The organism is Corynebacterium sp. (genome assembly GCF_030535495.1).
Classification (GTDB): Bacteria; Actinomycetota; Actinomycetes; order Mycobacteriales; family Mycobacteriaceae; genus Corynebacterium.
The window spans coordinates 12,759-36,661 of the sequence record NZ_JAUNRW010000009.1 but is presented as its reverse complement, the minus strand read 5'-3'; the positions used below and the strand labels follow the sequence as shown (position 1 = coordinate 36,661).

The 23,903-nt window shown below is 67.8% G+C and carries 25 protein-coding genes and 1 tRNA gene; 21 read left to right on the top strand and 5 right to left on the bottom strand.

The features are described 5' to 3' along the window. Positions 1–10: 10 nt before the first annotated feature. The 7 genes from Q4F73_RS02455 (at position 11) to Q4F73_RS02425 (ending at position 6,885) form a co-directional block, all read left to right on the top strand. A complete protein-coding gene (locus Q4F73_RS02455; protein WP_303357760.1) occupies positions 11–931 on the top strand; it encodes a copper transporter in 921 nt (306 codons plus the stop codon). A gap of 67 nt (positions 932–998) precedes the next feature. Then, positions 999–2,585, top strand: a complete 1,587-nt coding sequence (locus Q4F73_RS02450) for a CTP synthase (RefSeq protein ID WP_303357759.1) — start codon at positions 999–1,001, stop codon at positions 2,583–2,585. Positions 2,586–2,590: 5 nt separating this feature from the next. Further along, complete coding sequence (locus tag Q4F73_RS02445; RefSeq protein WP_303357758.1) at positions 2,591–3,238, top strand: NUDIX hydrolase; 648 nt, start codon at positions 2,591–2,593, stop codon at positions 3,236–3,238. Beyond that, the gene (gene xerD / locus Q4F73_RS02440) at positions 3,235–4,134 is read left to right on the top strand and encodes a site-specific tyrosine recombinase XerD (RefSeq protein ID WP_303357757.1); all 900 of its coding nucleotides are present in this window, start codon (positions 3,235–3,237) and stop codon (positions 4,132–4,134) included. Before Q4F73_RS02445 ends, xerD begins: the two co-directional genes overlap by 4 nt. 45 nt (positions 4,135–4,179) lie before the next feature. Further along, on the top strand, positions 4,180–5,091 hold the full coding sequence (locus Q4F73_RS02435) for a hypothetical protein (protein WP_303357756.1): 912 nt from the start codon (positions 4,180–4,182) through the stop codon (positions 5,089–5,091). A gap of 121 nt (positions 5,092–5,212) precedes the next feature. Next, positions 5,213–6,088 (top strand): ParA family protein, encoded by an 876-nt coding sequence (locus Q4F73_RS02430; RefSeq protein ID WP_303357768.1) that lies wholly within the window; start codon positions 5,213–5,215, stop codon positions 6,086–6,088. Further along, positions 6,085–6,885, top strand: coding sequence for a ScpA family protein (locus Q4F73_RS02425; protein WP_303357755.1), 801 nt, complete (start codon positions 6,085–6,087; stop codon positions 6,883–6,885). Before Q4F73_RS02430 ends, Q4F73_RS02425 begins: the two co-directional genes overlap by 4 nt. Here Q4F73_RS02425 and Q4F73_RS02420 read toward each other — a convergent pair. Then, the gene (locus Q4F73_RS02420; RefSeq protein WP_303357754.1) at positions 6,882–7,445 is read right to left on the bottom strand and encodes a GNAT family N-acetyltransferase; all 564 of its coding nucleotides are present in this window, start codon (positions 7,443–7,445) and stop codon (positions 6,882–6,884) included. The two genes, Q4F73_RS02425 and Q4F73_RS02420, sit on opposite strands and share 4 nt — an antisense overlap. A 96-nt stretch (positions 7,446–7,541) precedes the next feature. On the opposite strand from Q4F73_RS02420, the gene Q4F73_RS02415 reads away from it, so the two are divergent. From Q4F73_RS02415 to Q4F73_RS02390, 6 genes are read left to right on the top strand one after another with little or no spacing between them, the layout of a single operon-like run. Next, the gene (locus tag Q4F73_RS02415) at positions 7,542–8,285 is read left to right on the top strand and encodes a sulfurtransferase (RefSeq protein WP_303357753.1); all 744 of its coding nucleotides are present in this window, start codon (positions 7,542–7,544) and stop codon (positions 8,283–8,285) included. Beyond that, the gene (gene scpB, locus Q4F73_RS02410; RefSeq protein ID WP_303357752.1) at positions 8,282–8,821 is read left to right on the top strand and encodes an SMC-Scp complex subunit ScpB; all 540 of its coding nucleotides are present in this window, start codon (positions 8,282–8,284) and stop codon (positions 8,819–8,821) included. The genes Q4F73_RS02415 and scpB overlap by 4 nt, the downstream gene beginning before the upstream one ends. Positions 8,822–8,880: 59 nt before the next feature. Continuing rightward, entirely contained in the window at positions 8,881–9,816 is a 936-nt protein-coding gene (locus Q4F73_RS02405; RefSeq protein WP_303357751.1) for a pseudouridine synthase, read from the top strand. An 11-nt stretch (positions 9,817–9,827) separates the two neighbouring features. Then, on the top strand, positions 9,828–10,508 hold the full coding sequence (cmk, locus tag Q4F73_RS02400) for a (d)CMP kinase (protein ID WP_303357767.1): 681 nt from the start codon (positions 9,828–9,830) through the stop codon (positions 10,506–10,508). After that, positions 10,505–11,995 carry a ribosome biogenesis GTPase Der gene (gene der, locus Q4F73_RS02395; protein ID WP_303357750.1) on the top strand — a complete coding sequence of 497 codons (1,491 nt, stop codon included), beginning with the start codon at positions 10,505–10,507 and terminating at the stop codon, positions 11,993–11,995. Before cmk ends, der begins: the two co-directional genes overlap by 4 nt. A 4-nt stretch (positions 11,996–11,999) precedes the next feature. Continuing rightward, a complete protein-coding gene (locus Q4F73_RS02390; protein ID WP_303357749.1) occupies positions 12,000–12,620 on the top strand; it encodes a phosphotransferase in 621 nt (206 codons plus the stop codon). Here Q4F73_RS02390 and Q4F73_RS02385 read toward each other — a convergent pair. Next, the gene (locus Q4F73_RS02385; RefSeq protein ID WP_303357748.1) at positions 12,587–13,363 is read right to left on the bottom strand and encodes a class I SAM-dependent methyltransferase; all 777 of its coding nucleotides are present in this window, start codon (positions 13,361–13,363) and stop codon (positions 12,587–12,589) included. The two genes, Q4F73_RS02390 and Q4F73_RS02385, sit on opposite strands and share 34 nt — an antisense overlap. Positions 13,364–13,383: 20 nt before the next feature. Here Q4F73_RS02385 and Q4F73_RS02380 point away from each other — a divergent pair, with 20 nt between their 5' ends. The 7 genes from Q4F73_RS02380 to Q4F73_RS02350 all read left to right on the top strand — a co-directional run bounded on the left by Q4F73_RS02380 (position 13,384) and on the right by Q4F73_RS02350 (position 21,154). Beyond that, the gene (locus Q4F73_RS02380) at positions 13,384–14,808 is read left to right on the top strand and encodes an ABC transporter ATP-binding protein (protein WP_303357747.1); all 1,425 of its coding nucleotides are present in this window, start codon (positions 13,384–13,386) and stop codon (positions 14,806–14,808) included. Continuing rightward, positions 14,805–16,541, top strand: coding sequence for an ABC transporter ATP-binding protein (locus Q4F73_RS02375; RefSeq protein ID WP_303357746.1), 1,737 nt, complete (start codon positions 14,805–14,807; stop codon positions 16,539–16,541). The genes Q4F73_RS02380 and Q4F73_RS02375 overlap by 4 nt, the downstream gene beginning before the upstream one ends. After that, a complete protein-coding gene (locus tag Q4F73_RS02370; RefSeq protein ID WP_303357745.1) occupies positions 16,538–17,347 on the top strand; it encodes a PHB depolymerase family esterase in 810 nt (269 codons plus the stop codon). Before Q4F73_RS02375 ends, Q4F73_RS02370 begins: the two co-directional genes overlap by 4 nt. A 10-nt stretch (positions 17,348–17,357) precedes the next feature. Continuing rightward, positions 17,358–18,389, top strand: coding sequence for a diacylglycerol kinase family protein (locus tag Q4F73_RS02365; RefSeq protein WP_303357744.1), 1,032 nt, complete (start codon positions 17,358–17,360; stop codon positions 18,387–18,389). A gap of 85 nt (positions 18,390–18,474) precedes the next feature. Then, positions 18,475–19,467 (top strand): ABC transporter substrate-binding protein, encoded by a 993-nt coding sequence (locus tag Q4F73_RS02360; protein ID WP_303357743.1) that lies wholly within the window; start codon positions 18,475–18,477, stop codon positions 19,465–19,467. Next, on the top strand, positions 19,464–20,363 hold the full coding sequence (locus Q4F73_RS02355) for an ABC transporter permease (RefSeq protein ID WP_303357742.1): 900 nt from the start codon (positions 19,464–19,466) through the stop codon (positions 20,361–20,363). The genes Q4F73_RS02360 and Q4F73_RS02355 overlap by 4 nt, the downstream gene beginning before the upstream one ends. Then, positions 20,363–21,154, top strand: a complete 792-nt coding sequence (locus Q4F73_RS02350; protein ID WP_303357741.1) for an ABC transporter ATP-binding protein — start codon at positions 20,363–20,365, stop codon at positions 21,152–21,154. The genes Q4F73_RS02355 and Q4F73_RS02350 overlap by 1 nt, the downstream gene beginning before the upstream one ends. Here Q4F73_RS02350 and Q4F73_RS02345 read toward each other — a convergent pair. Further along, positions 21,151–21,501, bottom strand: coding sequence for a thioredoxin family protein (locus Q4F73_RS02345; protein ID WP_303357740.1), 351 nt, complete (start codon positions 21,499–21,501; stop codon positions 21,151–21,153). The two genes, Q4F73_RS02350 and Q4F73_RS02345, sit on opposite strands and share 4 nt — an antisense overlap. Before the next feature lie 124 nt (positions 21,502–21,625). On the opposite strand from Q4F73_RS02345, the gene Q4F73_RS02340 reads away from it, so the two are divergent. Next, on the top strand, positions 21,626–23,041 hold the full coding sequence (locus tag Q4F73_RS02340) for an HNH endonuclease signature motif containing protein (protein WP_303357739.1): 1,416 nt from the start codon (positions 21,626–21,628) through the stop codon (positions 23,039–23,041). A gap of 38 nt (positions 23,042–23,079) precedes the next feature. Here Q4F73_RS02340 and Q4F73_RS02335 read toward each other — a convergent pair. Together Q4F73_RS02335 and Q4F73_RS02330 are read right to left on the bottom strand one after the other, a co-directional pair. Then, a tRNA-Pro gene (locus Q4F73_RS02335) sits at positions 23,080–23,153 on the bottom strand. Between the two features lie 65 nt (positions 23,154–23,218). After that, the gene (locus Q4F73_RS02330) at positions 23,219–23,890 is read right to left on the bottom strand and encodes a type 1 glutamine amidotransferase (RefSeq protein WP_303357738.1); all 672 of its coding nucleotides are present in this window, start codon (positions 23,888–23,890) and stop codon (positions 23,219–23,221) included. Positions 23,891–23,903 lie beyond the last annotated feature (13 nt).

Sequence of the window (23,903 nt, the reverse complement as noted above, 5' to 3'; positions counted from 1 at the left end):
GAGCGCTAGCATGGCACGACGTAACGGCTCCGGACGCGCAGGGTGGCTCATCGGTGGCATCGGTTTCGGTGTCGCCGCCGGTGTCGCCCTGGGCGCCCTCGTGATCGCACCGAACATGCCGGACGGGGTCGAGGCTCCCGTGCGGGAGGACTCCGCGACGGCGGAACGCGCCGACATCGCCGAGGCCCAGGCTGCCTCCGCGGACAGCGTGGTCGCCGACCTCGCGGCAGCGGCGGTGTCCGAGACCCTCACCGACCGTCCCGTGCTGGTGTTCCGGACGGCCGACGCGGAGGAGGAGGATGTGGCGGGTGTGCAGGCCCTGCTCGCCGACGCCGGAGCCATCGACGCCGGCACCATCTCCCTGGGCGAGCAGTTCCTGTCTGCCGGGGGTGCTGATCAGCTCAAGTCCATCGTGGCCAACACCCTGCCGGCCGGCGCCCAGCTGTCCGAGGACCGGCTCGACCCCGGCCTGCACGCCGGTGAGGCCCTCGGCTCCGCGCTCCTGCTCGATCCGGAGTCGGGGGAGGAGCAGGCCAGCTCGGAGGAGCGCGGTCTGCTCCTGCGTGCCCTGCGCGACGCTGAATTCCTCGACTACGAGGACGGCACCATCCTGCCGGCGCAGGTGGCCGTGATCGTCACCGGCGATTCGGACGGCTCCGCCGGTATCGAGGCCCATACCCTCGCCGATTTCGCCGCGGCCCTGGACGAGCGGGGCAATGGCGCGGTGCTGGCCGGTCGCATCCACACTGCCGCCGACACCGGCGCGGTCGGCCTGGTGCGTGCCGAGGAGACCGGGGTCTCCACGGTTGACTCGGTCGACCGCGCGGTGGGACGCATGGCGACGGTCCTGGCCGTCCGCGAGCAGCTCGAGGGTGAGGCGGGAGCCTACGGTTCCGCCGAGTCCGCGGAAGCGGCCAGCCCGGCCCCGTAGTTTCCTATCTGTCAACAGATAGGTTATTCTGGAGTCCCGTAGAGTTCCTCGAACCACGGGAGGCCCCATGCGCCATCACACACGCCACATCATCGTCACCGGAGGCGTCGTCTCCTCGCTGGGCAAGGGCCTGACGGCCGCCAGCCTCGGACGCCTGCTCGCCGATCGCGGGCTGCGCGTGACCATGCAGAAGCTCGACCCCTACCTCAACGTCGACCCCGGCACGATGAATCCCTTCGAACACGGAGAGGTCTTCGTCACGGAGGACGGCGCGGAGACCGACCTCGATCTCGGCCACTACGAGCGTTTCCTCGACCGTAACCTCAGCCGCACCGCGAACGTCACCACGGGCGCGGTGTACTCGGAGGTCATCGCCCGCGAGCGCCGCGGCGGGTACCTGGGAAAGACCGTCCAGGTCATCCCGCACATCACCGACGAGATCCGCGACCGCATTGTCGACGCCGGCGGGGAGGACATCGATGTCGTCATCACCGAGATCGGCGGCACGGTCGGTGACATCGAGTCCCAGCCTTTCCTGGAGGCCGCCCGCCAGCTGCGCCACGTGGTCGGGCGCCGCAACATCGCGTTCATCCACGTCTCCCTCGTGCCCTACCTGGCGCCATCCGGGGAGCTCAAGACCAAGCCCACCCAGCACTCGGTGGCCACCCTGCGCTCCATCGGTATCCAGCCGGACGCCATCGTGCTGCGCTGCGACCGGGAGGTCCCCGCCGGGCTCAAGGAGAAGATCGCGTTGATGTGCGACGTCGAGAAGCAGGGTGTCATCTCCTGCGCTGACGCCCCGAGCATCTACGACATTCCCGGGGTGCTGCGTGACCAGGGCCTGGACACCTTCCTCACCGACCTGCTCGAGCTGCCGGCCGGCGACCTCGACTTCCACGTCTGGGAGGACCTGCTCGACCGGGTGCGCCACCCGCAGGGGGAGGTGACCGTGGGCATCGTGGGCAAGTACACCGATCTTCCCGACGCCTACCTCTCCGTCGTCGAGGCCGTGCATGCCGCCGGGTTCCATCACCGTGTCGCCACGCGTATCGAGTGGATCAACGCCGACGACGACCCGGCCACGTCCCTGGCCGGCGTCGATGCCGCCATCATCCCCGGTGGCTTCGGCTCCCGCGGTATCGAGGGCAAGATCGACGCCGTCACCTACTGCCGCGAGAACAAGGTGCCTCTCCTGGGCATCTGCCTCGGCCTGCAGACCGTGGTCATCGAGGCCGCGCGAGCCGCCGGACTCGCCGGTGCCACCTCCACCGAGGTCGACCCGGAGACGGCCACCCCCGTCATCGCCGTCATGGAGGACCAGAAGAACATCGAGGATCTGGGAGGCACCATGCGCCTGGGTGCCTGGCCGGCCGTCCTCGACGAGGGCTCGACCGTGGCCGAGCTCTACGGGGCCACCGAGATCAGCGAGCGCCACCGCCACCGCTACGAGGTCAACAACGCCTACCGGGAGGAGATCACCGCCGGTTCCGGACTGGTGTTCTCCGGCACCTCCCCGGACGGACAGCTGGTGGAGTACGTCGAGTACCCCGATCATCCCTATCTGGTGGCCACGCAGGCACACCCGGAGTACGCCTCCCGGCCCACGCGGGCACACCCGTTGTTCATCGGACTGCTGGCGGCGGCGCTAGATTAGGGGGCATGTCCACACCGGGTTCCCACGAATTCTCAGTCCTCGACACGGAGCTGCTGCTCGAGTCCCCGATCCTCGCCGTGCGTCGCGACACTCTCGCGATGCCCGGTGGCGACACCGCGAAGCGGGAGATCGTCGAGCACTTCGGCGCCGTGGCCGTGGTCGCGGAACGCGAGGGGCAGATCGCGCTGGTCCGCCAGTACCGGCACAGCGTGCAGGAGCGACTGTGGGAGCTGCCCGCCGGGCTCCTCGACATCGCGGGCGAGGGTGAACTGTCGACCGCGCAGCGCGAGCTCGCGGAGGAGGCGGGGCTGGCCGCCGGGCGGTGGGACGTGCTCTGCGATCTGGTCACCTCGCCCGGCTTCTGCGAGGAGACCGTGCGGGTGTTCTTGGCCCGCGATCTCCGCGACGTCGAGCGCGGGGAGGTCGAGCACGAGGAGGCGGACATGCTCCTCGAGTGGATGCCCCTCAGCGAGATCCGCGCCAAGATTCTCGGCGGGGAGATCATCAACGCCATTGCCGTCTCCGGACTCCTCAGTGCCGCCGAGGTCCTGGAGGGACGCGCCGAGCCGCGCAGCGTCGACACCCCATTCCCGTGGCGGCCGACGGCCCTGGCGGCGCGGCGTAGCGGGCCGGACCTGAAGAAGATGCCGTGAGTGCCCGTGAGGCGGCGGCGACCTGGCTCGATCATCTGGCCGTCGAGCGCGGGCTCGCGGAGAACACCCTGAGCAATTACCGACGCGACGTCGAGCGCTACCTCGCCTGGTTGGAGGAGGCCGGACGGGACAGTCTGCGGGACGTCGCCACGGCAGACGTCGAGGCCTATGTCGCCGATCTCCGGCGCTCCGGTCTGGCGGCCAGCTCCACGGGGCGGGCGCTCGTCGTGGCCCGGGGCCTGCACAAGTTTGCGGTGCACGAGGGGCTTGTCGACGTCGACGTGGCCGCCGAGGTCTCGCCACCGACCACCGGACGCCATCTTCCCGACACGCTCAGTATCGACGAGGTCACGAGGCTTATCGACGCCGTCCCCGACGGGGAGATGGCCGATGCCCTCCATCTGCGGGACAAGGCACTGATCGAGGTGCTCTACGGAACCGGGGCCCGCATCAGCGAGGTGACGGGACTGAGCGTCGACGATGTCACCGACACCGACGGTATCCTGCGCATCACCGGCAAAGGCAGCAAACAACGCCTGGTGCCGATCGGTTCGAAGGCGCTCGCCGCCATCGAGGTGTACCTGGTCCGCGCGCGTCCGCTGCTGGCCCAGGGCACCTCCCACGCGCTGTTCCTCAACACCCGCGGCGGCGCGCTGTCCCGCCAGAGTGCGTGGGCCATCCTCAAGTCCGCCGCCGCCCGCGCCGGACTGGACAAGGACATCTCCCCCCACACCCTGCGACACTCCTACGCCACGCACCTGCTCGAGGGCGGGGCCGATGTCCGCGTCGTGCAGGAGCTGCTCGGGCATTCCTCCGTGACGACCACCCAGATCTACACGCATGTCACCGCCGAGAACCTGCGGCAGGTGTGGCGTCAGGCGCACCCGCGGGCGTAAGCTCACCCGGCAGAGACGTGTCCCGAGGAAAGGCAGAACCCGCCGATGAGAAGGCTTGTGGCCGCACTGACCGTCAGTGCCCTGTTGACGGGTGGCGCCCCCACCGCGCTCGCGCAGCTTCCGCAGTTGCCGCCAGGTGTCAGTGTGCAGGACATCGTCGGTGCCCCCATCTCGGTCCCCGCCGGTGAGACCACCACGGTGGATCTCGGGGTACCAGTGAGCGTCAATTACGTGGCCGACGGGTGGACGGTCGTCTCCTCCGGAACCTCCGTGTCGGTGACCGCACCGCCGGAGGGTGGGGCCACGGCGGCGGTTCCGGTCAGTGCGGCCGGGCACAGTGCCACCCTCACTCTGGTCTCCGAGGGTTCTGCAGCGCCTGTAGAGCAGCCCGCGCCGGCAGAGGAAACCGCGCCGGAAGAACAGGCTCCGTCCCAACCGGCTCCGGCCGCAGGCACCACGCCGGAGCGTCAGACGGCGGCACCCGTCGACCGGGCGGCCGCGGAGCGCATCGACGTGGAGGCCCGGATCGAGGGCAACCAGCTCATCGGAACGATGGGACTGCGGCAGGCGCTGTCCCTGTTCAACCAGTTCCGCAACGTCTCCCGCGACGGCCTCAAACTGCGCTACCTCGACATCAACGGACAGATCATCCAGGATGTCGAGCGGGAGGTCGACGAGATCAACCGCACCCTGACCCTCACGTACCCGGAGGGCCAGACCCCGGACAATCCCTTCATCATCGAGGTGGTCCGGGATGACTCCGAGGCCGTCGCGGTGGTGACCCTGCACGATCCGAACGTCGCGGCAGCAGAGCCCTCCTCGCCGGAGGCCCGCGAGCAGGAGGTCCGGGCACAGGAGGACGACGAAACGACCATCGGTCTGGTGGCCGTCGGTGCCGTGGGCCTGGCGGTGCTCCTCGCGCTGGGCTGGCTGCTGCTGTCACGGCGACGTCGATAAGTCAAGCCTGCCAGCTAGACGCCGTCGCAGTTCGCCGTGGCTCCCCAGTGCACGTCTCAGAGGATGTACCCTGTTAAACAACAACCATGTAAGCAGCAAGGTCAAGGAAGAGGGTATGACTGTGAGCCGAGAGGGACTGTTCGATGATCCCGGCGTCGAGCTCGGTCTGACCGGCCGTCCGGTGCGCGAGCTGCCGCAGCCGGTGACCCTGGACAGGCACGGCCCCGCAACCATCATCTCGATGTGCAACCAGAAGGGCGGCGTCGGTAAGACGACCTCGACCATCAACCTCGGCGCCTGCCTGGCGGAGCTGGGCCGCAAGGTGCTCTTGGTCGACCTCGATCCGCAGGGTGCGCTCTCGGCCGGTCTGGGTGTGGCGCATGATGAGCTGGACATCACCGTCTACGACCTGCTCCTGGACAACCACACCTCGATCCACTCCGCCATCCATCAGACCTCGGTGGCGGACATGGATCTGGTGCCCGCCAACATCGACCTGTCGGCCGCCGAAATCCAGCTGGTCAATGAGGTCGGTCGTGAGCAGACCCTGGCCCGGGCCCTGCGCCCGGTGATGAAGGAGTATGACTTCATCATCCTCGACTGTCAGCCCTCGCTCGGACTGCTCACCGTCAACGCGCTGGCCTGCTCCCACGGCGTCATCATCCCCATGGAGTGCGAGTACTTCTCGCTGCGCGGTCTGGCCCTGCTCACGGACACCGTGGAGAAGGTCGGTGACCGCCTCAACTTCGACCTGGAGATCCTGGGCATCCTGGTCACCATGTTCGACCGCCGAACCTCGCACGCCCGCGAGGTGATGTCCCGTGTCGTGGAGGTGTTCGGCGACAAGGTCTTTGATTCGGTGATCACCCGTACCGTGCGCTTCCCGGAGACCTCGGTGGCGGGGGAGCCGATCATCAGCTGGGCGCCGTCCTCCCAGGGCGCCGAGCAGTACCGCAACCTCGCGCTCGAGGTGCTGGAGCGGACCGCCAAGCAGTGACTGAGCAGCTGGAGATCCCGGGTTTCCGGGTCGCGCTGGCGAACTTCGAGGGCCCCTTCGATCTGCTGCTGCAACTGATCGGGGCGAAAAAGCTCGATGTCACCGAGGTGGCGTTGTCCGAGGTCACCGATGAGTTCATCGCCTACACCCGCGCACTGGGGGAGACAGCGGACCTGGACGAGACCACGGAATTCCTCCTCGTCGCCGCCACCCTGCTCGATCTCAAGACCGCCCGCCTCCTGCCCCGTGGCGAGGTCGATGACCTCGAGGACCTCGCGCTGCTGGAGATGAGGGACCTGCTTTTCGCCCGCCTGCTGCAGTACCGGGCGTACAAGCAGGTCGCGGACCTGTTCGCGCAGTGGCAGAAGAAGGCGCAGCGCCGTTACCCGCGTGCGGTGTCCGTCGAGCCGCAGTTCGCGGAGTTGTTGCCCCCGGTCACGCTGGGCCTGAGTCCGGCTCAGTTCGCGGAGATGGCGGCCGGGGTGTTCCGCCCGCGCCCGCCCGAGGAGGTCGGCACCGCGCACCTGCATCAGGTGGCGGTGTCCGTGCCGGAACAGGCCGGTCGCATCCTCGACACCCTCCGGCTCATGGGGTCCGGGCACTGGTTGACCTTCCAGGCACTCACCCGTGACTGCACGGTCTCGATCGAGGTCGTCGGCCGTTTCCTGGCTCTGCTGGAGCTGTACAAGGCGCAGGCCGTGGAGACGCTCCAGGAGGAGGCCCTCGGAGAGCTGTCCGTCAGCTGGACCGGGCTGGACGTGGATCCGGCCGTGGTCGCAGCGACCAACTGGGATTAGGGGCGGGCCTTGAGGAACTCGAGGATCTCCTCGGGCAGCTCGCGGTCAGCGTAGATGCGCACATCCGGCTCTTCCGGATCGTCGCTGGTGCCCACACGGCGTCCCTCCCAGACCGGGGTGAGTCCGATCTTCTCCAGGACGCGGGCCGAGGCCGGGTGGTTGGTCGTGATGCGCGCGGTGATCGGGGTGTCCGGGTCGAGTCGCTTGGCGGCCTTGAGGGCAGCCTCGGAGACCTCCGTGGCGAAGCCGTTGCCCCACTTCTCGGGGCGGAAGCGGTACTTGAGGTCCCACACGCGGCCGTCGACAAGCTCGATGCCGCCGACGCCGATGAACTCACTCGGCTGGTCGCGCATGTACACGCCCCAGGGGCCGAGATCCTTGGCGGCCCAGGACGCCTGGGTGCGGCCGATGAGCTGGTGGGTCTCCTTGACCGTCTCATGGCGCGCCTGCGGGCGGTGCTCCCAGATGCGCTGGTCACTGTAGACCTTGTATGCCTCTTCGTCATGCTTGGCACTGAGGGGCATGAGGATCAGTCGTTCAGTTCGGGTAATGGTAGCCATGATCAGATGTTACACACATCACACAGGGGTTTCGCAGTGATTTCGCCGACTTTTTGCGAATGTCGTGAAGATGTCGCCGTGGCTAGACTGAACGCCATGAATCCGCTGATCTCCGTCGCCGAACTGCGCTCCCTGAGTAACCCGGTGCTCCTGTGCGCCTCGATGGGCCCGAATCCGCCCACCCGGGGGATTCCCGGCTCTCACCTGGCCGATCTGGAAGGCGATTTCTCGGATCCCTCCCAGGACCTGCCGCACACAGTGCCCGCCGACCTGCGCGGCCTCTTCGAGTCCTACGGTGTCTCGGACGACACCCCGGTTGTGGTCTATGACGATCAGGAGGGTGCCACGGCCCCGCGTGTGTGGTGGCTGGCCAAGGTCGCCGGTGTCGACGCCCGCGTACTCGACGGCGGTCTGCGCGCCTGGACCGGGCAGCTGGCAGAGTTCACTCCTCCGCCCGGCGGAGGCACACTCACCGCCTCGCCGCGGCCCGGACTGCTCCGCGACCAGGAGGAGGTGAAGGCCGACGGACGCCTGGTCGTCGACGCCCGTTCGGCGGGACGATTCGCCGGCACCGAACCGGAGCCGCGGCCGGGACTGCGCCCCGGACACATCCCCGGCTCCGTCAACCTCCCGTACCCGCAGGTCTACGACAACGGGCACCTGAAGTCCCCGGAGCAGTTGCAGCAGATGTTCCGGGAGGTGGTCGGTGACCGCCGCGACCTCACCTTCTCCTGCGGCTCCGGGGTCACCGCCTGCGTGACCGCGCTGGCCGCGACCGTCGCCGGGTATGAGGACCTGGCCGTCTATGAGGGGTCGTGGTCCGAGTGGGGGCGGGCATGATCAGCCAGCTGCGCTCGCAGCTGGAGTCGGTGCTGCTGGTCCTGGACTCCCCGGCGTCGGTGGCCACCCTGGCCCGGGTGCTCGCTGCGGAGGAGTCCACGGTGCTGAGCCTGCTCAAGGCCACCGCCGCGGAGTTCGACGAACGCGGCTCCGGCTTCGACCTGCGGGAGACCCCGGAGGGTTGGCGCCTGTACACCCGGCAGGCCAATGCGCCCGTGGTCGAGCAGTTTCTTCTCGACGGCTCCCAGACGAAACTCTCCCGCGCCGCCCTGGAGACCCTCGCGGTGGTCGCCTACCGGCAGCCGGCGACCAGGGCGCAGATCTCCGCGGTCCGCGGGGTCAACGTCGACGGCGTCATGCGCACACTCCAGCTACGCGGGCTCGTGCGGGAGGTCGATGTGGAACCGGCCACCGGCGCGCACCGCTACGAGACCACCGAGCTCTTCCTCGAACTGCTGGGCATCGACTCACTCGACCGGCTGCCCGATCTCGCGCCACTGCTTCCCGACGTCGAGTCCATCGACGAGGAGTTTTAGTCCTCGGTCCGGTAGGGTGGAGCGGTACCAATTTCATACCCAGATAGGACACGATTCCCGTGACCCCACCCGCTCGCCGTGACGGCACACCGGACAAGGACCAGCAGCCCAAGAAGCTGCGGGCCTCCGAGATTCCGCTGTCCAACGCCCGTCCCGCCCGCCGCCAGAACGTCTCTCCGCAGAAGCGTCAGGCCCAGTCCTCCTCCGCCCGCTCCGTCGCCGAATCCCTCGGTGCCGACTGGCTCTACGATGACGCCCCGGATGAGGGCGTGCGCCTGCAGAAGGTGCTCGCCCAGGCTGGTGTCGCCTCCCGGCGCCATGCCGAGGTCCTCATCGAGAAGGGCCGCGTCGAGGTCAACGGCGAGATCGTGACCAAGCAGGGCGTGCGTGTCGACCCCAACGTCGACGTCATCCGCGTCGACGGGGTGCGTATCCACGTCAACGAGGATCTCGAGTACTTCATCCTCAACAAGCCCCGTGGCGTGCTCTCCACCATGTCCGACGATGAGGGCCGCCTGTGCGTCGGTGACTTCGTCGCGGAGAAGACCGCCTCCGGCCAGCGCCTCTTCCACGTCGGGCGTCTCGACGCCGACACCGAGGGGCTCATCCTGCTCACCAACGACGGTGAACTGGCCAACCGCCTCATGCACCCGAAGTACGAGGTGTCCAAGACCTACCTGGCCACCGTCCTGGGTGAGGCCGACCGTCGCCTCATCACCGGCCTCAAGAAGGGCATTGAGCTCGACGACGGCCCGGCGAAGGCCGACTACGTGCAGATCGTCGATACGCACGAGGGGCAGTCCCTGCTCAAGATCGAGCTGCACGAGGGCCGCAAGCACATCGTGCGTCGCATGCTCAAGGAGGCCGGTTTCCCGGTCCAGCGCCTGGTGCGCACCAAGATCCACACGGTGCAGCTGGGTGAGCAGAAGCCCGGTTCCCTGCGCGCGCTCAACAACTCGGAGCTGACCTCCCTGTTCAAGGCGGTGCAGCTGTGACCTACTCCAACATGCCCGACGGCGGGCTCATCCTCGCCGTGGACGGGCCCTCCGGCACCGGCAAGTCCACCACCTGCCGCGCCCTGGCCAAGCGCCTCGACGCCAAGTACATCGACACCGGCGCCATGTACCGCGTGGCCACCCTCGCCGTGCTGCGCGCGGGTGTCGATCCCACCGACACCGCGGCCGTCATCGAGGCCACCCGCGATCTGCCGCTGGCCGTCAACGACGACCCGGATTCCACCGAGGTGCTTTACGACGGCGAGAACGTCGCCGCCGAGATCCGCGGACGCGAGGTCACCCAGAACGTCTCCGCCGTCTCCGCCGTGCCGGAGGTGCGCGAGAACCTCGTCGCCCTGCAGCGTCGCCTTGCCGCCGACGCACACCGCGCCATCGTGGAGGGTCGGGACATCGGCACCGTCGTGCTTGCCGACGCCCCCGTCAAGGCCTTCCTCACCGCCTCCGCGGAGATCCGCGCCCGCCGCCGCTACCACCAGGACCGCTCCGCCGGTCGGGAGGCGGACTTCGCCACCGTGCTGGCCGATGTGATCCGCCGCGACGAGCTCGACTCCTCGCGCACCACCTCGCCCCTGCGTCCCGCGGAGGACGCCCACCTCATCGACACCTCTGAGCTGAGCCTCGACCAGGTGCTCGAGACCCTCATCAACCTTGTGAAGGAGTCGCAGCGATGACCGACAACAACAACGACGAGACCGAGTTCATCTTCCCCGGTGAGGACGACATCGAGGAGGTCGAGTACGACGGCCCCGATCTCGAGGAATTCGACTTCGAGGACATGACCGAGGAGGAGTGGGCCGCCCTCGAGGAGAAGCTCGGGGTGGAGAGCACCGAGCACCTCGAGGAGGAGCTGTGCACCGTCGCCATCGTCGGACGCCCCAACGTGGGCAAGTCGACGCTGGTCAACCGCTTCCTGGGGCGTCGAGAAGCAGTCGTCGAGGACTTCCCCGGCGTGACCCGCGACCGCATCTCCTACGTGGCGGAGTGGGGCGGACGCCGCTACTTCGTGCAGGACACCGGCGGCTGGGACCCCAACGTCAAGGGCATCCACGGGGCGATCGCCCGCCAGGCGGAGGTGGCCATGGAGACCGCGGACGTCATCGTCATGGTGGTGGACACCAAGGTCGGCATCACCGAGACCGACGGCGTGATGGCCAAGAAGCTGCAGAAGGCCGAGGTCCCGGTGATTCTCGTGGCGAACAAGTTCGACTCCGACTCCCTCTACGCCGACATGGCGGAGTTCTACGCACTCGGCCTCGGCGACCCGTGGCCGGTCTCCGCCCTGCACGGTCGGGGCGGTGCCGACGTCCTCGACGAGGTCCTGCGCCTGTTCCCCGACAAGCCCCGCGCCGCCTCGATCACCGAGGGCCCGCGCCGCGTGGCGCTCGTCGGTAAGCCGAACGTGGGCAAGTCCTCCCTGCTGAACAAGGTGTCGCGGGAGGAGCGCTCGGTCGTCGACAACGTCCCCGGAACCACCGTCGACCCGGTCGACTCCCTCGTGCAGCTGGAGCAGAAGCTGTGGAAGTTCGTGGACACCGCGGGCCTGCGCAAGAAGGTCAAGACGGCGCAGGGCCACGAGTACTACGCCTCCCTGCGCACCCGTGCCGCCATCGACGCCGCCGAGGTGTGCGTCATGCTCATCGACGCCTCCGAGCCGATCTCCGAGCAGGACCAGCGCGTGCTGGCCATGGTGCTGGAGTCCGGCAAGGCCCTGGTCATCGCCTTCAACAAGTGGGACCTCATGGACGAGGACCGTCGTGACCTGCTCGACCGCGAGATCGACCAGCAGCTCACCCACCTGCCGTGGGTGACGCGCATCAACATCTCCGCGCAGACCGGCCGCGCCCTGCAGCGCCTCGAACCCGCCATGATCGAGGCTCTCGAGAGCTGGGACAAGCGGATCTCCACCGGCCAGCTCAACAACTGGCTGCGCGAGGCCATCGCCGCCAACCCCCCGCCGATGAAGGCCGGTCGCCTGCCGCGCGTCATGTTCGCCACCCAGGCGTCGACCCGCCCGCCGGTGATCGTGCTGTTCACCACCGGTTTCCTCGATGCGGGTTACCGCCGCTACCTGGAGCGCAAGTTCCGTGAGCGCTTCGGCTTCCACGGCTCCCCGGTGCGCATCGCGGTGCGCCTGCGCGAACGTCGCGCCCGGAAATAAGGTGGTGGGAGCCGTCCCGGTCTGGCGCAACGAGATCGGCGGGGTGACCTGGCGGTTGGCCGATTCCTACGTCAAGACCGGCCCGCCGCACCCGGAGTTCCAGCCGGCCCGGGAGGCGGAACGCATCGCCTGGATCACCCAGTTCGACCTGCCGTTCCAGGTGCCCCGGGTGCTGGGGGTGGGAAGTGAGTTCCTGCACACCGAGCTTATCGACGCCCACCCGCCCCTCCATCCCGCCGATCCCGGCGCGGCCGCGACCGCACTGGGTCGCGCGCTGCGGATCTTCCACGACTCCGTGCCTGTGGAGGACTGCCCCTTCGAGTGGGGGCCGTTGCGGGGCGATGAGGACCGGGTGGTCTGCCACGGTGACGCCTGCAACCCGAACTGGTTGCTGAGCCCGTCTCTTGAGTTCGTGGGCACGGTTGATCTGGGCAATCTCGGTGTCGATGACCGCTGGGCCGACATCGCCCCGGCAGTCCAGTCCCTGGCCTGGAACGGGATGGAAGGTCGGGATGCGGAGTTCCTGCGGGGCTACGGCATCGACCTCGATGAGGAGAAGTTCACCCGTTATCTCCTGAGGTGGAATGACCCTCAGCGTTCCAGCACGAACGCATCCGTGCGGTAGGGGATGGGCAGGAGCTGGCCTGGTTGGTACTCGAGCCGGTCGAAGAGATACCAGCGGAGGTTGTCTGTCATGCGTTCCCGGACGGTCTCCGAGGACTTCAGCCAGTAGGAGCGGGAGGCCATGAGGTCGAAGAGCTGCTCCACGCGCAGATGCTGGATCCAACCGGTGCGCAGCTCATGGGTGATGCGCCACGGATCGTGGACCTCCGGGACGAAACCCGGGCGTTGGATGTCGCCGGAGTGCATGATGCGCGCCAGGCGGAGGATCCACGGGTGGGAGACATCGAGGTTGTTCCACACGAGCACCACCCGGCCACCCGGGCGAACGACTCGGTCGAGTTCCGCGCAGGCCGCGACGGTATCCACCCAGTGCCAGGTCTGGGCGCAGGTGGCGGCATCGACTGTTCCGTCCCGCAGCGCCGTCGCCTCGGCGGTCGCCCGCCAGACGGGGATGGGCAGCGCGCGCAGTACCCGCACCATGTCGGGGCTGGGATCGCTGGCCAGTACCTCATGCCCGGCCGAGACGAGGGCGGCGGTGAGTTTGCCGGTGCCGGCGCCGAGGTCGATGACCTGGCGGCAGTCGTCGATAAGCTCGAGCACGGCTGGTGGATAGCCGGGGCGCACGTCATCGTAGGTGTCGGCGCCCGAGCGGAACGCCCACGCGGACTCGCGGCGGTGGGCGGCGTCGGTGAATTCCGGGGTGTCCTTGGCGGAGGCCTTCCGGAAGGCGGGGGAGGGGTGCACGCCAAGTAAGATAGCCGATCATGGCTCGACTTCCCGCCGCCGACGATCCCCGTTGGCTCCCCAAGACCGTCCTGTCACGTTGGCGATGGACGGTCCCGGCGGGGATCTTCATGGCGATCAGCTTTCTGTCCAACGGTCTGTCACCGGTGATCATCGGCCGGGCGATCGACGATCTGGACCGGGTGTTCTTCTGGATAGGCGTGCTCGCCGGCACCTTCGTCATGGGCATGGTGGCGTCCTGGTTCGGCCGCCGTCTGCTCAACCGTTCCATCCTCGTCATCGGGCACGACCTGCGCATGGAGGTCACCGACCGCATCCAGGATCCCCGTGGTGTCGGTGGCCGACGGCGAACCCCGGGCGAGCTGTTGTCCATCGCCTCCTCGGACACGCAGCGCGTGGCGGATGCGGTGTTCATGACGGTGTTCCCCGTCGCGGAGGTCGCGTCGGTGCTCTATGTGGGCATCATGATGCTCTCGATCAACGTGCCGCTGGGTATCGCCGTGCTCATCGGCGGGCCGCTGCTGGTGTGGATCGCCCTCCTGGCCGCCGGCCCGCTGCGGCGTAGGTCCGGCAAGCGGCAGGCCGCTCTGGCCCGGGCCGCTGCCACCGCCACGGATGTGGTCCAGGGCCTGCGTATTCTCAAGGGCCTCGGTGCCGTGGACACCGTCCGTGGCCGCTACCTGCGGGTCTCCGACGAAGCCTACGAGCGCACCGTCGACGCCAACGCGGCGCAGGCCCGCCTCAATGCCACGACGGACGCCACCGGCGCCCTCTATGTCATCGCCGTCGCCGTCGCCGCCGCGTGGTTGGCCATGAACGGGCGGATGAGCATCGGGGAGCTCATCACCGCGATCGGACTGACCCAGTTCGTCATCATGCCGATGACCATGCTGGGCAAGAACATCGCCTCCCGCTGGGCCGCGGCGCAGGCCTCCGGACGCCGCATCCGGGCCGTGCTCGGGGCACCCTACCTGCGTGACGACGACAACCGGGACGTCCCCGATGTCCCCGCCGGGCTCACCGTCGTCACCGGGCCGGTCCCGGAGGATCTCATCCTCGCTCCCCGGGACCGGGTGGTGCTGGCCCCGCACGCCGCCGATCTTTTCGACGGCTCGGTCCTGGACAACGTGCACCCGGATCCGGTGCGCGCCCGCCGGGCCCTCGAGGTGGCCGCGGTGGAGGACATCCCGGGCGGCCCGGAGCGCGAGGTGGGGGAGAACGGCCGCAATCTCTCCGGTGGCCAACGGCAGCGCGTGGCGTTGGCCCGTGCGATCGCCGCTGACCCGGAGATCCTCATCCTGCAGGATCCCACCACCGCGGTGGACTCGGTGACGGAGGTGCGCATCAGCGAACGCGTCGCCGCCGCCCGCCGCGGTCGACCGACGGTGGTCTACACCGATGCCCCCGCCTGGAAGGCCGTGGCCGACAGGGTGGTGGTCGCATGAGGTTCCCGCTCGCTGATCTGCGTCAGGTGCGCCGGGAGGTGGCCCGCCAGATCGCCCGAGTCCCCGGCGCGCGCCGCCAGGGTCTGCTGGCCCTGGCCCTGCTCAGCCTCGGTGCGGCCGCCACGGTCGCGGTGCCGTGGCAGTTGGGGCGGATCGTCGACATCGTCATCGCGGGGGACAACCTGTGGTCGGCGGTCGGGTGGCTGGTGGCCGCTGCGGTGGCGGGCGCGGGACTCAGCGCCGCCGGATTCTTCTACGTCTCCCGTCTCAGCGAGCGTGTCATCGCGCACCTGCGTGAGGAGATGGTGGGGACGGCACTCGGGCTGCCCGTGCACCGCGTGGAGGATGCCGGAACCGGCGACCTGGTCTCGCGTTCCACCGATGACGTCGCGGTGTTGTCGTCGGCGGTGACGGAGACGGTGCCGATCCTGTCGAGCTCGGTGTTCACCATCCTCGCGACCTCGGTGGCGTTGGTGACCCTCAACTGGCGTTTCCTCCTGGTGCTCGTGCTGGTGGCGCCGCTGTACTGGCTCGCCTCGCGCCGCTATCTCGCGGTGGCGCCGGGACGGTACGCCGCCGAGCGGGCCTCGATGGCAGATCGCGCCCGCAAACTGCTCGAGGCCATCCACGGGCAGGCCACGGTGCGCGCCTACCGCATGGAGGCGGAGATGCACGAGCGCATCCGTCTCACCTCGCAGGCCGTGGTCGACCACGGTTTCTCGGCGCGTCTGACCATGATCGTGCTCCAGGTGTGGATGTCTGTCGGTGAGTTCCTCATCCTGGCCGGAGGACTCATCGTCGGCTGGATGGCGGTCACTGACGGGGACCTGAGCATCGGAGCTGTCACCGCGGCCATGCTCATGCTCATCCGTCTGCGCGGCCCGCTCATGATGTTCATGCGCGTGCTGGACACGGTGCAGTCCGGATACGCCTCCCTCACCCGCATCGTCGGCGTCGTCGTCGATCCACCGGCCCCGGTGGCCGATTCCGGCGCCCGGGCCCCGGAGGGCGAGGTGGTCATGGACGGCGTGAGCTTCTCCTACGGCGGTACCTGGGCCGTCCGGGACGTCTCCCTGCGCATCCGCCCCGGTCAGACCGTGGCACTGGTGGGGGCCTCCGGCGCCGGCAAGACCACGGTCGCCGCCCTGCTCGCCGGCCTGCGTATCCCGGACGAGGGATCCGTGCGTGTCGACGACGTCGAGGTCTCCTCGCTGTCCGACGCCGAGCGCGTGGCGCGGCTGGCGATGATCTCCCAGGACGTCCACGTCTTCTCGGGAACCCTCCGCGAGGATCTCACCCTGGCCCGTCCGGACGCCACCGACGAGGAACTTCTCGCCGCGCTCGAGCAGGTCCACGCCCACTGGTACGCACACCTGGCCGACGGCCTGGACACCGAGATCGGGGCGCGGGGGCATCAGCTCGACCCCGTCGAGGCGCAGCAGCTCGCCCTGGCGCGCATCCTGCTGCTCGACCCGGCGGTGGTCGTCATGGACGAGGCGACCGCGGAGTCCGGTTCCGCGGGCGCCGGTGATCTGGAGGCCGCCGCCGAGGTGGTCACCCGCGATCGGGCGGCGCTGGTGGTGGCGCACCGTCTCGACCAGGCGGCACTCGCGGACCAGGTGCTGGTCATGGAGGCCGGTGAGGTGGTGGAGTGCGGAACCCACGCCGAGCTGGTCGAACGTGGTGGGCGCTACACCGACCTGTGGGCGGCGTGGTCGCGGGGGCGGGAATGAGAATTCTCATCATTGTGCTGGCTCTGCTCCTGGCCTCCTGCACCGTACCGGCACAGGAGACGCCACCGATCCCGCGCCTCAACGTCGGGCAGAATACTAAGACGGTGAGCTTCGGCGACCGCAGTGCCCGGATCTCCACCCCGGCCGGGTTCCACCACGGGACCCGGTGGCCGGTGGTGTTCGCCTTCCACGGCTGGGGCTTGAATGCTGAGTCCATGGAGCAGACCACCGAGCTCAGTGCGGCCTCTGCCATCGTGGTCTATCCCGACGGGGTGAACCGGGCCTGGGCTCCCGCACCGTATGCCTCCACCAGCGGTGAAGAGGACCTCGGGTTCGTGCGGACACTGCTGGCCTACCTCGACGAGGAGTATCCGATCGACCGCGACCGGGTGTTCGCGACGGGGTTCTCCAACGGAGGTGGCTTCGTCGCCTATCTCGCCTGCCAGCTTCCCGACACCTTTCAGGCGGTGGCGCCGGTGAGTGCCGCCTACTACGAGGACGTCCACGCCTCCTGCAGTCGCGCCCCGGTGGCACGGCTGGACATCCACGGCACCGACGACCGCACCATCAGCTACCACGGTGGAACCCGCCACGAGAAACGCTACGAGTCGGTGCTCGACGTCCTGGACAGGGTCGCGGAGGACAACGGCTGCGAGGCGCCCACCTTCAGCCGCCGCAGCCAGGACGTCGTCGTCATGCACTGGCGCGGATGCACGCTGCCTCTGATGCACGTGAGGGTCGGCGGTGGCGCCCACGAGTGGCCGAAGGTGGCGACCAGCGAGATCCGGACCTTCTTCGGCGTGTAGCGTAAAGCGTATGAATGGCACTACATCTCGTCGAGTGGCGGTGGTGTTCAACCCCGTCAAGGGTGATCCGGAGGACATGAAGCAGCAGGTCACCGCCGCTGCTCGTCGTCACGGCTGGGCTGCGCCGGAGTTCTGGGAGACCACCGTGGAGGACCCCGGCTTCGCCCCGGCACAGGAGGCGGCGGAGCAGGGTTGTGACATGGTCATCGCGGCGGGCGGGGACGGCACCGTGCGCGCGGTCGCGGCGGCCCTGCGGGGGACGGAGACGTCGCTGGCGATCATCCCCGTGGGCACCGGAAACCTCCTGGCCCGCAATCTCTCGTTGCCGCTGGATGTTCCTGAAGCCATCGACACCGCGTTCAGTGGCCGGGACACCACGATCGACGTCTGTACCGCCCTGCTCGCCCTCCCGAACGGAGAGTCCGAGGAGATCGACTTCGTCGTCATGGCCGGGGTGGGCATCGACGCCCAGATGATCGCCCACACCGACGATGACCTGAAGAAGCGGATCGGCTTCCTCGCCTACGGGGTGGCCATCGCCAAGTCGCTGACCGGGGGTCGTCGACTGCGCGTGACCTGGCGGCTCGACGATGCACCGGCCCGGCGCACCCGGGTCCACTCCCTCATCGTGGGCAACTGCGGTGATCTCATCGCAAGCGTTCCGCTGCTTCCCGACGCCACCGCCAACGACGGTCACTTCGACATCGTCGCGCTGCGCCCCAAGGGGCTGGCCGGATGGGGGCTCATCGTCGCCCGCCTGGCCACGCTGATGGGGCGGAAGGTGGTCAACCGCCTGCGGCGCCGCGATGAACAGGTCACCGGTGGCAGCGACATCGATGAGCTGCGCTACTCGACGGGCACCCGCCTCGAGGTGAGCCTGGAGAAGCCGGAGGTGTTCGAGGTGGACGGTGATGAGGTGGGGGAGGTCACCGCTTTCACGGTGACCATCGAGCCGGGATGTCTCACCGTGCGTGAACCACTGCCCCCGCCGACGACGGAACCGGGCGAGCCCAGCCCCGGAACGGAGGTGTTCGGGGGCTGATCGGAGGGTAATGCCACGTGTGACTGCTGGGACAAGTAGATTAATCTCCGTAACACGTCACACTTGGCCCCTGGAAGGAACCCCCATGTTCTCACGCACCAAGGTCGTGGCCGGCTTCGCGGCCGCCGCACTTTTCCTCTCCGCCTGCACCTCTGACTCCGAGTCGGAGCCGGGCACCACCACCGCTGCCGCCGACGGTGGGGAGTCCTACTCCATCGGCATCAACCAGCTCGTCCAGCACCCGGCCCTCGATGCGGCCACCGCCGGCTTCAAGGAGGCACTCGCCGACGCCGGTGTCGAGGTCACCTACGACGAGCAGAACGCCAACGGTGAGCAGGCCACCGCCCTGACCATCGCCCAGCAGTTCGCCGGCAACGACCTCGACATGGTGCTCGCCGTGGCGACCCCGGCCGCCCAGGCCACCGCCCAGAACATCACCGACATCCCGGTCCTGTTCACCGCCGTCACCGATCCGGTCTCGGCCGAGCTCGTCGACTCCCTCGAGGCCCCGGGCGGCAACGTCACCGGTACCTCCGACGTCGCCCCGATCGAGGAGCAGCTCAACCTGCTCGAGGAGCTCGTGCCGGATGCTGAGTCCATCGGCATCGTCTACGCCTCCGGTGAGATTAACTCCCAGGTCCAGGTCGACCAGGTCACCGAGGCTGCCGAGCCGCGTGGCCTCGAGGTCAAGACCCAGACCGTGACCACCGCCAACGACATCCAGCAGGCCGTCGAGGCCCTGGGTGATGTCGATGTCATCTACGTCCCGACCGACAACATGGTCGTCTCCGGTATCGCCTCCCTGGTGCAGGTCGCCGAGCAGAAGCAGATCCCGGTGATCGCCGCCGAGTCCGGCACCGTCGAGGGCGGCGCCGTGGCCACCCTGGGCATCGACTACCACGAGCTGGGTCGCCAGACCGGCGAGATGGCGCTGCGCATCCTGCGTGACGGCGAGGATGCCGCCGAGACCGCTGTCGAGACCGCCACCGAGTACACCTACGTCATCAACGAAGAGGCCGCTGAGCGTCAGGGCGTCACCATCCCGCAGGAGATCATGGACGAGGCCGAGACCGTATGATCGGCGCCGTCGAGGTCGGCCTCATATACGGGGTGATGGCCCTCGGTGTCTTCCTGACGTTCCGGGTCCTCAACTTCCCCGATCTGACGGTCGACGGCAGCTTCACCACGGGCGCCGCGACGGCGGCGGTGGGCATCCTCAACGGATGGCCCCCGCTGCTGGCGACGCTCGCCGGATTTCTCACCGGCTTCCTCGCCGGTGTCATCACCGGACTGCTCCACACGAAGGGCCGAATCGACGGCCTCCTCGCGGGTATTCTCACCATGATCGCCCTCTGGTCGATCAACCTGCGCATCATGGGGGGCGCGAACATCCCCATGCTGCGCCAGGAGACCGTGTTCACGCCGCTGCGTGAGGGTGGTCTCCTGGGAACCTGGGTCGGCGCCGGGATTCTCCTCGGCGTCGTCGCCCTGCTCGGACTGGTCGTGGTCTGGTTCCTCACCACCGATCTCGGCCTGTCCATCCGTGCCACGGGCGACAACGGCCCGATGATCACCTCCTTCGGTGTGTCCACCGACTACACCAAGACACTCACCCTGGCGTTGTCCAACGGTTTCGTCGGCATGTGCGGTGCACTCGTCGGCCAGTACCAGGGCTTCGCCGACATCTCCATGGGTATCGGCCTCATTCTCGTGGGCCTGGCCTCCGTCATCATGGGGCAGGCGATCTTCGGGCAGCGCTTCCTGTGGGTGGCGGTGCTGGCCGTCGTCGTCGGTGCGGTGCTCTACCGCATCATCATCTTCCTGGCGCTGCAGGTCGGCCTCGACCCCAACGACATGAAGCTGATCACCGCTCTGCTGGTCATCGTGGCCCTGCTTGTGCCGCGGTGGAAGGGTCTGTCCTCCCGTTTCAACAGGAAGCCGTCGGCTGCGGCGGCCGGCGCGAAGGTGGCCTAATGCTCACGATCGACAACATCACCAAGACCTTCTTCCCGGGCACCGTCAATGAACGCGTCGCGCTCAACGGGGTGAATCTCACTCTCGCCGAGGGCGATTTCATCACCGTCATCGGCTCCAACGGCGCCGGAAAGTCGACACTGCTCAACGCCGTCGCCGGCCGTCTCTTCGTCGACGAAGGCACCGTCCACATCGACGGCAAGAAGGTCAACAAACTCCCCGAGCACAAGCGCGCCCGCTTCGTCGGCCGCGTCTTCCAGGATCCCCTGGCAGGCACCGCCCCCAACCTCACCATCGAGGAGAACCTCTCGCTCGCGCTCCTGCGCGGCAAGGGACGTGGTCTGGGACGGGGCCTGACGAAGAAGCGGCGGGAGGAGTTCGTCGATAAGCTCCAGTCCCTCGAGCTGGGTCTGGAGGACCGACTCTCCGCCAAGGTGGGGCTCCTCTCCGGTGGCCAGCGCCAGGCGCTGTCGCTGCTCATGGCCGGGTTCACCAATCCCCGGATCATGCTTCTCGACGAACACACCGCCGCCCTCGACCCCCAGCGGGCCGAGCTGGTCACCGGTCTCACCGAGCGCATCGTCTCCGAGGGTGGGCTGACGACCCTCATGGTCACCCACAACATGGAACAGGCCATCCGCCTGGGCAACCGCCTCATCATGATGCACGAGGGGCAGATCGTCTACGAGGCCGACGCCGAGACGAAGTCGAAGCTGACCGTTCGTGACCTGCTGCAGGAGTTCGCCAACATCAAGGGAGCCACGCTCTCGGACAAGGCGTTCCTGGGTTAAAGCAGCTTCTCGACGAACCCCGTGAACCCCTCCTCGCTGTACATGAAGGCGAGGAGGGGTGGGGCGTCGATAAGCGAATGAAACGGGGGATCGCGGTAGATGAGCTCGCCGTCACGATAGACCAGCAGTGCGGGGATGGTGGTGATCTGCAGATCTCTCACCAGGCGCTGTTGGATTTCAATCTCTGCCTCGCCGAAGGGGATGGCGGGGAACTTCTCGTCCACGGCCCGGTAGATCCGGTGGAAACGCAGGCACGGGCCGCATGAGGTGGACCAGAACAGCATGAGGCTGAGTCCGTCGCGCGCGAGGACATCACCGAAACCGTCGTAGGTCACCTGTTCAGTCATGGACACCATTGTGCCTGAACTGGCATTTTGCCGTGTTTACCCCCGTTGATCACCCCCATGTCCGGGGTGGGGTCTATCGTACGAATCGAACACACATACGAGATGGGGAAGGGGGTGACGGGGCATGGCTACGGCGTCATGGTCGGTACTTGATGAATCGAACAGTTACCGGGCTGTCCGGCAGGCGAATCTGCGGGCGGAGTACGAGATGTGGCGGAGCTGCCAACCGGAGGTTGTCATCCGCGACGAAGAGGACTGGACCGCCTTGACGGCCGAGCTGTACTCGAAGCTCGGGATGACCAAGTATCAGATCACCCGCCGCCTCGACGCCCTGGAGGTGCTCGACAGGCTGCCCCGCCTCAAGCGTCTGGTGGAGGAGACCTTCCTGCTGGACATGGGGCATCTGTGTGTCATCGAAAAGGAGGCGGCGATGGCCGCCATCGCCCTCCAGGACGATGATTTCTTCTGGAAGGCGCTCGACGAGGACCTGATGGCCCGCTTCACCCCCTCCCGTCCCCGGCAGATGCTCCCGAGCAGCACGGCCATCTCTGATGTGGTCAAGGGCACCATTCGCAGCGTGGAACTGCTGGCGGCGCCACAGGAGGATCCGTGGAGTGAAGGCACGCCGGTCGATCCGGATGCTCCGGAGAAGGAGGGGCCGGAGCCCTGCGAGAATCCGGGCGAACTCATGTCCACCCTGCCGGTGCCTGAGGCTCCACCGCAGTCGACGTTGCACGTCGAGGATCTTCCCGCAGGTGACATCCGCATTGAGCTCGTCACGGATCAGGCCACGGGGACCGAGATCCTCGAGGCAATTGACCAGGCGGCGTCGGACCGGGAGTGTTCCAAGGCCGAGGCACTCACGTCGCTCATTCTCGACGATGTGACTACCAAGGCCACCATGATGCTCTACCAGGCCGAGGGGGAGGATGAGAGCGTGACCCCGGTCTTCCATCCCGAGCGCGGGCTGCTCACGCCGCAGGCGGCTGCCGCCCTGCGCAAGCGCGTCACCAGAACCATCAGCATGCGCCACGCCAAGACCGCCACCACCGGCAGCTACCGGCCGACGCCGGAGATCAGGGCCTATCTCATCGGCCGTGACTGGAGATGCCGCTGGCCAGGATGTAATCGGAAGGCCACCCGCTGCGACGCAGACCACCGCATCAATCACGACGACGGAGGGCCGACGACAGCCTCCAACATGGTCATGCTCTGCAGGCATCACCACAATCGCAAGACCGACCAGGAGATCAGCTACCTTCTCGATCCCCACACCGGAGATGTGTACTGGCTGTTCGCAGACGGTACCTATGCGGTCGACGAGGCCACGGGGCCACTCGCGCCCAAGCTCAAGCGCTGGGTGCGTAGCTACCGCCAGCGACTACGGGGACGCCGGGAGTATCTGGCGGCAAAGGCGGCGGGGGAGCGCTTCGAGGCCTACCAGGAGAAGATGAACTCTCCACCCCCCGAGCCTCCCGACAGACCGGAACACCACCTGTCCTGGATGGGCACGCCGGAGGATGATCCGCCCCCGTTCTAGGAAAAGCAGGCCAGCGCACTGCGCTGACCTGCTAAGAGTCGGACTGACAGGATTTGAACCTGCGACCCCTACACCCCCAGTGTAGTGCGCTACCAAACTGCGCCACAGTCCGCCGTCGCATCGAAATGCAACTGCCTCAGGTTACAACAGTGTCATCCGCAAAGGCGAATCGCCAGGTCAGCGGTGGTGCTGCAGGGAGGTGACGAAGTTGCGGGCGATGCGTTCGCCGGTTGCGGAGACGCGATCGTCCACCTTCGCCATTTCGGAGCGCATCGCCTCCCCGTCTCCGCCGGTCTTCTCGGTCCAGGAGGCCATCGTGCCGGGGGAGGCTTCCGGGTGAAACTGCACGCCGACAGCCGAACCGAGGCGGAAGGCCTGGACCTCATAACGCTGCGATGCAGCGAGCAGCTCAGCTCCGGGCGGAAGGGTGATGATGACGTCGTGGTGGTGCTGCGGCACGATCAGGGGTGATTCGAGGCCGAGGAAAAGGGGATCGTCATGTGCCGCATCCATGAGTTCCACCTCGAAGGCGCCGACCTCGCCCTCGAGATCGAAATCCAGGTCCCCGTCGTGGGCGTCGGCAAGCAACTGGGCTCCCAGACAGATTCCCAGCACCGGAATATTGGCGGACGCCCATTCGCGCAGTGCGGTGTGGAGATCGCCGACCCAGGGGTAAGAACGGGCGTCGTTGATGCCGCCGAGGATGATGACACCGTCGCCGACGCTCTCGGGAATCCCCTCGGAGCTGAGGTTGATGATCTGGAAGGTGGCGCCGGCCTCGGTGAGCCAGGTGTCGAAACGGTCGAGGGGGACGGAGGGGTCGGGTGCGAGGACGGTGATGTGAGTCATATTTCTATCGTAT